Raw genomic sequence first — 9,029 nt, 5'->3', positions numbered from 1 at the left:
TTGCAAGCCCCCCTCAGCCGCGTCAGGCGGCGATCACGATCGGGGCGATCGCTTTTCATTGCCGCCATCATGCTTTCACTGGGGCCTGATACAGAGAACCCCGTGTTTCGTAAAACACGGGGTTCGTCAGCAGTCTGAGCCCGCCATCTGGCGGGCTTTTTGCTGTCCGGGCGGCGCGCGCTCAGAGAATGTAGACGAACATGAAAAGGCCCAGCCACACCACGTCCACGAAGTGCCAGTACCAGGCCACCGCCTCAAAGCCGAAGTGGTTTTCCTTGGTGAAATGGCCGGCCAGCACGCGTAGCCAGATGACCGCCAGCATGATCGTGCCCAGCGTCACGTGCAGGCCGTGGAAGCCGGTAAGCATGAAGAAGGTGCAGCCGTACACGCCCGAACCGAGCGTGAGGTTCAGCTCCTTGTACGCCTCCATGTATTCGTGCGCCTGGCAGAACAGGAAGGTGGCGCCCAGCAGCACGGTCACGCCCAGGAACGCCAGCACTTTGCCGCGATGACCCGCCTTGAGCGCATGGTGCGCGATCGTCACGGTGACGCTGGAGCTGAGCAGGATCAGCGTATTGAGCAGCGGCAGGCCCCACGGCGCCACCGTCTCGAAGCTGCCGCCGATATGGGCGGGGCCGTTGCCGCCGCCCGAACCCCAGGAGGCCGCATAGTTGCTCCACAGAAACTGATGCGTGAGCACGCCATGGCCATCGCCGCCCAGCCACGGCACCGAGAACATGCGGATGTAGAACAGCGCGCCGAAGAACGCGCCGAAGAACATCACCTCGGAGAAGATGAACCACATCATGCCCATGCGGAACGAGCGATCCACCTGGCTGTTGTAACTGCCGGCCATCGATTCGTGGATCACCGAACGGAACCAGCCGAAGAACATCAGCAAGATGCCGATGAAGCCGATCAAGAGCACCGTCTTGCCGAAGCCGGTGTCGCCCGGTTCCGCGTTGAGCCAATGCGCCGCACCTAACATGGTGAGGAACATCACCACCGCGGCCACGATCGGCCACTGGCTCTTGCTCGGTACGTAGTAGATGTCGTGCTGCTGACCCATGATGTGTTTCCCGTAGACGTTCCTGGTGACCTACGTGCCTTACTGCATGAGTGAATCGATTTGCTGCTGGTGAATCTTCGGATGGTGCTGCAGCCAGAGCATCTGCCCGATGGAAAACACGAACACGGCGAAGGCGACGATGCCGATGATCGCCGCCGTGCGCCGGGCACGGCGCAGGCGCAGCTCTTGTCCCATCTCCAATGCGCGATGATCGAGCTTCATGCCGGCAGCCTGCCCTGGGGCTTCAGTGTGGCCCGCGCCGAAACCCTGGACAGGCCATTAATCTTCGACATGGCCATGGGCGAGTTCCTCGTCGTGGATTTCCGGTGCGATGGTGAAGCTGTGATGCGGCGGCGGCGAGGACAGCGTCCACTCCAGCCCGCGCGCACCCTCCCACACGCGATCGGTGGCTTTCTTCTTGGAGAACCACACGCAGTGGATCAGCACGCCCAGGAAAATCAGCTGCGAGGCGCCGAACAGGAAGCCGCCGATGGAGCTGATCATGTTGAAATTGGCGAACGCCACGTTGTAATCGGGAATGCGGCGCGGCATGCCGGCCAGGCCCAGGAAATGCTGCGGGAAGAACAGCACGTTCACCCAGATGACCGAGTTCCAGAAGTGCATCTTGCCCCAGAACTCGCTGTACATATGGCCGGTCCACTTGGGGATCCAGTAATAAGTCGCCGCGATGATCGCGAAGATCGCGCCCGTCACCAGCACGTAGTGGAAGTGCGCCACCACGAAATAGGTGTCGTGATACTGGAAGTCAGCCGGCACCAGCGCCAGCATCAGGCCGGAAAAACCGCCGATCGTGAACAGGATGACGAACGCCACCGCGAACAGCATCGGCGTCTCGAACGTCATCGAGCCGCCCCACATGGTGGCGACCCAGTTGAACACCTTCACGCCGGTCGGCACCGCGATCAGCATGGTCGCATACATGAAGAAGATTTCCGCGCCCAGCGGCAGGCCCACCGCAAACATGTGGTGCGCCCACACGATGAACGACAGAAAGGCGATCGAGGCAATCGCGAACACCATCGCCTTGTAGCCGAAGATCGGCTTGCGCGCGAAGGTCGGAATGATTTCCGAAATGATCCCGAACGCCGGCAGGATCATGATGTACACCTCCGGATGCCCGAAGAACCAGAACACGTGCTGGAACAGTATCGGGTCGCCGCCGCCGGCGGCATCGAAGAAGTGCGTATTGAAGTACTTGTCGGTGAGCAGCATCGTCACCGCGCCCGCCAGCACCGGCATCACCGCGATCAGCAAGAACGCGGTGATCAGCCAGCTCCACACGAATACCGGCATCTTCAGCAGATCCATGCCCGGCGCGCGCATGTTGAGAATGGTGGCGATGATGTTGATCGCACCCATGATCGAGCTGATGCCCATCAAGTGTATCGCGAACACCACGTAGGCAAGCGAGGCGCTCTGCAGCGACAGCGGCGGATACATCGTCCAGCCGCCGGCCGGACCGCCGCCGGGCAGGAACAGCGTGGACAAGAGCAACGCGAAGGCGAACGGCAGGATCCAGAACGACAGGTTGTTCATGCGCGGCAGCGCCATGTCCGGCGCGCCCACCATCAGCGGGATCATCCAGTTGCCCAAACCCACGAAGGCCGGCATCACCGCGCCGAAGATCATGACCAGCGCGTGCATGGTGGTCATTTCGTTGAAGAAATACGGCTGCACCAGCTGCATGCCGGGCTTGAACAGCTCCGCGCGAATGACCATCGCAAAGCTGCCGCCGATGAAGAACATCAGCAGCGAGAACACCAGGTATAACGTGCCAATGTCCTTGTGGTTGGTCGACATCACCCAGCGCTGAAAGAAATTCTGGTGTTCGTGATGCTCGTGGTGATGCTCATCATGGTGGTCGTGGGCGGCTGCCTGGGCCATAACCTTGAACCTCTACCTAAGATTTGCGTTGTCGAGAACGGCGTAAGCGGCCGGATGAATCAACCTTGTGTCGCGTGCGCGGGAGCGTGCGCCGGAGCCTGCGCCGCCGCCTGCGCGGGCGAGGCGGCGGTGGAAGCCGCTGCCGGCGCGGTGGGCGCGGCGGGCTTCTCCTGATCGGCCAGCCACTTGGCGAAGTCTTCCTTGGACACGGCCTTCACCACGATCGGCATGAAGCCATGATCCTGCCCGCACAGCTCCGCGCACTGGCCGCGATAGATGCCAGGCTCGGTGATGTTGGTCCACGCGGCGTTCACCACGCCCGGAATCGCGTCCATCTTCCAGCCGAACGCAGGCACGAACCAGGAATGGATCACATCGTCCGCGGTGATCACGAAGCGAATCTTGGTGTTCACCGGCACCACCAGCGGGTGGTCCACGTTCAACAGATACGTGTTGTAGCCATCGACCTTCACCGCATACGGATCCAGGCCGGAATTGAGCTGGCGTGTGGCGTTGCTCTGGTCGTCGAGCTTGGACATGAAGCCGACGTTGCTGATCGCCTTGCCCTGGTAGTCGACGTAGTCGTAACGCCACTTCCACTGATAGCCGGTGACCTTCACCGTCATCTGCGCGCCGGTGGTGTCGGAGAACTGGCGCAGGCCGTCGGTGGCCAGCCACGCAAGCGTAATGAGAATGATGACCGGGATGACGGTCCAGATGATTTCGACCGTGGTGTTGTGCGACCACTTCTGCGCCACCACGCCGCGCGACTTGCGGAAGCGGAACATGGCGATGAACATCGCGCCGAACACCAGGATGCCGATCACCACGCAGACGCCCAGCGCCACGTTGTTGAGCATATACGGCACATGCGAATAGGTCGTCACGCCCGGCGTGAGATTGAGCTGCCCCGGCTCCGGATTGGCCAGGACGGTACCGCCGAACAACCCAAGGGCCAAAACCCCCAACGCCCCGACTACGTGCTTGAAACCTTTGGCCTTGAAACCTTTTGGTCTACTGCCGTAATGCCCGATGCCGCCAGCTGTCATGTTTGCACCTTTGTTGAACTTAGGGATGCTCTGACTGGTTTGCAAAATTACTCGGAGCTTCCCCCACCGCGCGGCTGGGCCTGGACATCGGCCAGCAGCACCTTGAGTTTCCGGAACAACTGGGCGCGCTCCTCCTCGGCGAGGAAAGCCCCAACTTCCAGCCTGCGTCCATGCGACGACAACAACAATCGGTAACGCCCCTCCCCTGACTCCAGCAGCACGCGCACCCAGTAGGGCTGGAAGCGCATGCAACGGCGCCCCGGCAGGGTTTGCACCTCCAGCGACTGGGCGTCGAGGGTGATGCGTTCGCTGCGGTCGCCGGCCCGCCAGGCCACGCTCAGCGCGATGGCCATGGCACAAGCCTCGATCAGGTTGAACAGCGGAGCGAACACATCGCCCTGCCACACTTCCAGACCTGCCGTTATCAACGCCAGGGCAGCCAGCACCAGGATCAGGCGACGCAGGCCGCGCCGGCTTAGCACGCGATTGGGCCGAAGCCACAACACGCACGGCAGGCCGCCGAGGGCTGGTCGAAGCACGATCATGAGAGTCCGGCGTGCCTGGAACGTCCCGATCATAGGCTGCGGCGCCACATCGGGCAAGGATGGGCGCAACGTGCGCAAACCGCGACAGATCGCTGCGCGCGCGCGGCGAAAAGCGGCCAAGTGCGCCGATTTTGCGAACGCGGGCGCCTGCGCCAAATGCTGTCGCGCATTTGCAATGCGCGCGGCGCATTCGTACCGGGGTTGCTACAAATTGTCGCGGCCGGCCGGCGCGGCCTCATCGCTCCCGCTCGCCATGCCGGCGCCCCCTACCCCGCGGTACGGATGCGCCCCACCACGCCCCACCGTACAATTCGCAATTCCTCACCACCCAAGCCCCGCGCCCGCGCCCCGTGACCCAACCCATCCTCACCCCCGAACTGCCGACCGGCGCCGAGCCGGCTCGCGCACGCATCACCGCGGCCTGGCTGCGCGACGAGACCGAAGCGGTCAACGACCTGCTCGCCCAGGCCACGCTGCCGCCCGCCGAGCGCGAAAAGGTGATCGGCCTGGCCGCCGACCTGGTCACCCGCGTGCGTGCCCGCGCCAAGGACCAGAGCGCGGTGGAATCCTTCATGCGCCAGTACGACCTGTCCAGCGAGGAAGGCGTGCTGCTGATGTGCGTGGCCGAGGCGCTGCTGCGCATTCCGGACAAGGCCACCGCCGACAAGCTGATCCGCGACAAGCTCGGCGACGCGAACTGGAAAAAACACCTGGGCCAGAGCGAGTCGCTGTTCGTCAACGCCTCCACCTGGGGCCTGATGCTTACCGGCAAGCTGGTGAACCTGGCCGAGGAAACGCGCCACGACTTCACCGGCGCGCTGCGCCGCCTGGTCGGCCGTGCGGGCGAACCGGCGATCCGCCTGGCCGTGCGCCAGGCGATGCGCATCATGGGCCACCAGTTCGTGATGGGGCAGACGATCGGCGACGCGCTCGACCGCTGCGCGAAACCCGAATACGCGGTGTACCGCTACTCCTACGACATGCTCGGCGAATCGGCGCTCACCAGCGATACCGCCGAGCGCTACCAGCAGGATTACCGCAACGCCATCGCGGCGATCGGCGGCCGCGGGCCGTTCGCCAATCACACCGATGCGCCGTCGATCTCGGTAAAGCTGTCGGCACTGCATCCGCGCTACGAAGTGGCCAACCGCGAGCGTGCGCGCCGGGATCTCGCCGCCAAGCTGCTGGAACTGTCGCAGCTGGCGATGAAGCAAGGCATCGCGCTGTCCGTGGACGCCGAGGAAGCCGACCGCCTGGAGCTTTCGCTGGACATCATCGGCGAGGTGTTCGCGCACCCGTCGCTTAAGGGCTGGAACGGCCTGGGGATCGTGGTGCAGGCGTATTCCAAGCGCACGCCGTTCGTGATCGACTGGCTGATCGAAACCGCGCGCGCCACCGGCCGCCGCTGGTACGTGCGACTGGTCAAGGGCGCCTACTGGGACGCCGAGATCAAGCGCGCGCAGGAGCTGGGCCTGTCCGGCTATCCGCTGTACACGCGCAAGCCCAACACCGATGTGTCGTACATGGCGTGCGCGCACAAGCTGTTCGATGCCGGCAGCGAGCTGATCTATCCGCAGTTCGCCACGCACAATGCGCACACCATCGCCGCCGTGCATCACATCGCGCGCGGACGTCCGTTCGAATTCCAGCGCCTGCATGGCATGGGCACGGACCTGTACGCCGAAGTGATCGGCAAGGACAACCTCAACGTGCCCTGCCGCGTGTACGCGCCGGTGGGCACGCACGAGGATCTCCTGCCGTACCTGGTGCGCCGCCTGCTTGAGAACGGCGCCAACACCAGCTTTGTCAATCGCGTAGTGGACGAAACGCTGCCCGTGCGCGATCTGGTGGCCGATCCGTGCGAAACGGTGCGCCGTTTTGCGGCCGCCAATCACGGCAGCTATGCGCATCCGCGCATTCCGCTGCCGGTCAATCTTTACGTTGAAAACGCTGCGTCCGCGCAGCATGGCAATGGGGTATCCAGGAAGAATTCCATGGGCGTCAACTTCTCCAACGACAATGAACTGAAGGCCCTCGCCGAGGCGGTCAACGCGAAGTCCGGCACGTGGACGGCCAGCCCGCTGGTCGTCGGCGCGCAGGGCAACGGCGCGCCGGTGCAGGTCACCAACCCGGCCGATCGCCGCCAGAACGTAGGCAGCTATGTTCCCGCCGATGCCGCGCTGGCAGACAAGGCGCTAGCCAACGCGGTCGCCGCGCAACCCGACTGGGACCGCCTGCCGGCCGCCAGTCGCGCCGCCATCCTCGAACACGCGGCCGAACTGCTTGAAGCGCGTCGCGGCGAATTCATCGCGCTGTGCGTGCGCGAAGCGGGCAAGAGCCTGCCCGATTCGATCGCCGAAATCCGCGAGGCCGCCGACTTCCTGCGCTACTACGCCGCGATGGCGCGCCGCCTGTTCGGCCATCCGGAACAGCTGCCCGGCCCGACCGGCGAAAGCAACCAGCTGTACTTGAACGGCCGCGGCGTGTTTGTGTGCATCAGCCCGTGGAACTTCCCGCTGGCGATCTTCCTGGGCCAGGTTTCCGCGGCACTGGCCGCCGGCAACAGCGTGATCGCCAAGCCCGCCGAGCAGACCAGCCTGATCGGCCACGCCGCCGTAAAGCTGTTGCACGAAGCCGGCGTGCCGGCCAACGTGCTGCAGTATCTGCCGGGCGACGGTGCCGTGGTCGGCGCGGCGCTCACCAAGGATCCGCGCGTGGCGGGCGTCGCCTTCACCGGCTCCACCGAAACCGCCTGGGCGATCAACCGCGCACTGGCCGCGCGCAACGCGCCGATCGCCGCGCTGATCGCCGAAACCGGCGGCCAGAACGCAATGATCGCCGACTCCTCGGCGCTGCCCGAGCAGATCGTCAAGGACGTTGTCGCCTCGGCATTCCAGTCCGCCGGCCAGCGCTGCTCCGCCGCGCGCGTGCTGTTCGTGCAGGAGGACATCGCCGACAAGGTCATCGGCATGCTGGCCGGCGCGATGGCGGAACTGAAAGTGGGCGATCCGGGCCAGCTCTCCACCGACGTGGGCCCGGTGATCGACGAGGACGCGCTGAAGATCCTCAACGACCACGCCGCGCGCATGGACAAGGAAGCTTCGCTGATCGCCCAAGCCACGCTCGATGCGTCCGCTGCGTCCAACGGCACCTTCTTCGCGCCGCGCGCGTATGAAATCCCTTCGCTGGACGTGCTCAAGCGCGAAGTGTTCGGCCCCGTGCTGCACGTGATCCGCTGGAAGGGCAGCGACTTGCCCAAAGTCGTCGATGCGATCAACAACACCGGCTACGGCCTCACTCTGGGCGTGCACAGCCGCATCGACGACACGGTGGAATACATCCGCAGCCACGCGCGCGTGGGCAACTGCTATGTCAACCGCAACCAGATCGGTGCCGTGGTAGGCGTGCAGCCGTTCGGCGGCGAAAGCCTGTCCGGCACCGGCCCGAAGGCGGGCGGCCCGCACTACCTGCTGCGTTTCGCGGGCGAGCGCACGCTGACCATCAACACCACGGCGGCCGGTGGCAATGCGTCGCTGCTGACCATCGGGGAGTGATCCACCACTACTCCCCTTGCTTGCAGAGGAGGCTGGCAGGAGGTAACGCTCTTGCTCCGCCGAAGGGCCTTACCCCTCCCCAACCCTCCCCTGCCGCACGCAGGGGAGGGGGTTAATTCGGCAGGCATGTAGTCATCCGAATATTGAACGCCATGCGTTACGTCCTGCTGCTTGCATCCCTATTCGCGCTGTTACAGGTCGCACCGCTGCACGCGGCCACCACGAGCGGCGAGGAAACGCGTTTCCTCGCCTTGCTCCAGCTCGGCACCAGAGTGCACATCCGCTACCTCGACGCCAACGGCAAACCGCTCGACTACGCCGCATTCGCGCAACAGCTACATCAGCGCCGCTCCTACAGCATGACCCGCGACAGCCGTACCGGCAGTGCGGTGTTGCGCCTGCGTCCGGCCGGCGCGCACGCCGGCGAGCCGGGACGCTTTGCGTTCGGGCGCGGCGATGCCTTCCCGCCGTTCGAGCTGCCGTCGCTGCGCGGCGACGTGCAACGGCTAGGCGATTTCCACGGCCGCTACACGCTGGTGAGTTTCTTTTTCGCCGAATGCGCGCCGTGCATCGCCGAAGTACCCACGCTCAACGCCTACGCGCGCAAACACGGCGAGATGAACTTCGTTGCCGTGACGTTCGAAGATGGCGACACCGCGCAGGATTTCGTCAACCGGCACGGCTTGACCTGGAACGTGTTGCACGACGGCCAGGGCTTGACCGATACGCTCGGCGTGGGCATTTATCCCACCTTGATGCTGCTGGACCCTTCCGGCCGCGTAGCCGGCGCCGCAGTCGGCACGAGCATGGATGAAGAACCCGCCCGACGACTGGCCGAATTGGAAGGCTGGATCGAACAGTGGAAATACGTAAGTTCCGCACACGGCGGCTAGGTTTTCCTTCAAGC

The 9,029-nt window shown here is 64.4% G+C and carries 7 protein-coding genes; 2 read left to right on the top strand and 5 right to left on the bottom strand.

Going from position 1 to position 9,029, the window contains the following annotated elements; all coding sequences use genetic code 11:
• Positions 1-181: 181 nt before the first annotated feature.
• From VME63_RS13080 to VME63_RS13060, 5 genes are read right to left on the bottom strand one after another with little or no spacing between them, the layout of a single operon-like run.
• A complete protein-coding gene (locus tag VME63_RS13080) occupies positions 182-1,069 on the bottom strand; it encodes a cytochrome c oxidase subunit 3 (protein WP_325433795.1) in 888 nt (295 codons plus the stop codon).
• A 39-nt stretch (positions 1,070-1,108) separates the two neighbouring features.
• Positions 1,109-1,291: a hypothetical protein gene (locus VME63_RS13075; protein ID WP_325433794.1), complete on the bottom strand. Its 183-nt coding sequence runs from the start codon at positions 1,289-1,291 to the stop codon at positions 1,109-1,111.
• Positions 1,292-1,348: 57 nt separating this feature from the next.
• On the bottom strand, positions 1,349-2,974 hold the full coding sequence (ctaD, locus tag VME63_RS13070) for a cytochrome c oxidase subunit I (protein ID WP_325433793.1): 1,626 nt from the start codon (positions 2,972-2,974) through the stop codon (positions 1,349-1,351).
• A gap of 59 nt (positions 2,975-3,033) precedes the next feature.
• Positions 3,034-4,023 carry a cytochrome c oxidase subunit II gene (coxB, locus tag VME63_RS13065; protein ID WP_325433792.1) on the bottom strand — a complete coding sequence of 330 codons (990 nt, stop codon included), beginning with the start codon at positions 4,021-4,023 and terminating at the stop codon, positions 3,034-3,036.
• Between the two features lie 47 nt (positions 4,024-4,070).
• The gene (locus tag VME63_RS13060) at positions 4,071-4,568 is read right to left on the bottom strand and encodes a DUF2244 domain-containing protein (protein ID WP_325433791.1); all 498 of its coding nucleotides are present in this window, start codon (positions 4,566-4,568) and stop codon (positions 4,071-4,073) included.
• Between the two features lie 350 nt (positions 4,569-4,918).
• Here VME63_RS13060 and putA point away from each other — a divergent pair, with 350 nt between their 5' ends.
• Positions 4,919-8,122: a bifunctional proline dehydrogenase/L-glutamate gamma-semialdehyde dehydrogenase PutA gene (putA, locus tag VME63_RS13055; protein ID WP_325433790.1), complete on the top strand. Its 3,204-nt coding sequence runs from the start codon at positions 4,919-4,921 to the stop codon at positions 8,120-8,122.
• A 152-nt stretch (positions 8,123-8,274) separates the two neighbouring features.
• Positions 8,275-9,015, top strand: coding sequence for a TlpA disulfide reductase family protein (locus VME63_RS13050; RefSeq protein ID WP_325433789.1), 741 nt, complete (start codon positions 8,275-8,277; stop codon positions 9,013-9,015).
• Positions 9,016-9,029 lie beyond the last annotated feature (14 nt).

The organism is Dyella sp. (genome assembly GCF_035503745.1).
GTDB lineage: Bacteria > Pseudomonadota > Gammaproteobacteria > Xanthomonadales > Rhodanobacteraceae > Dyella_B.
Note: the sequence above shows the minus strand (reverse complement) of the source record. Positions and strands in the feature narration are given on the sequence as shown.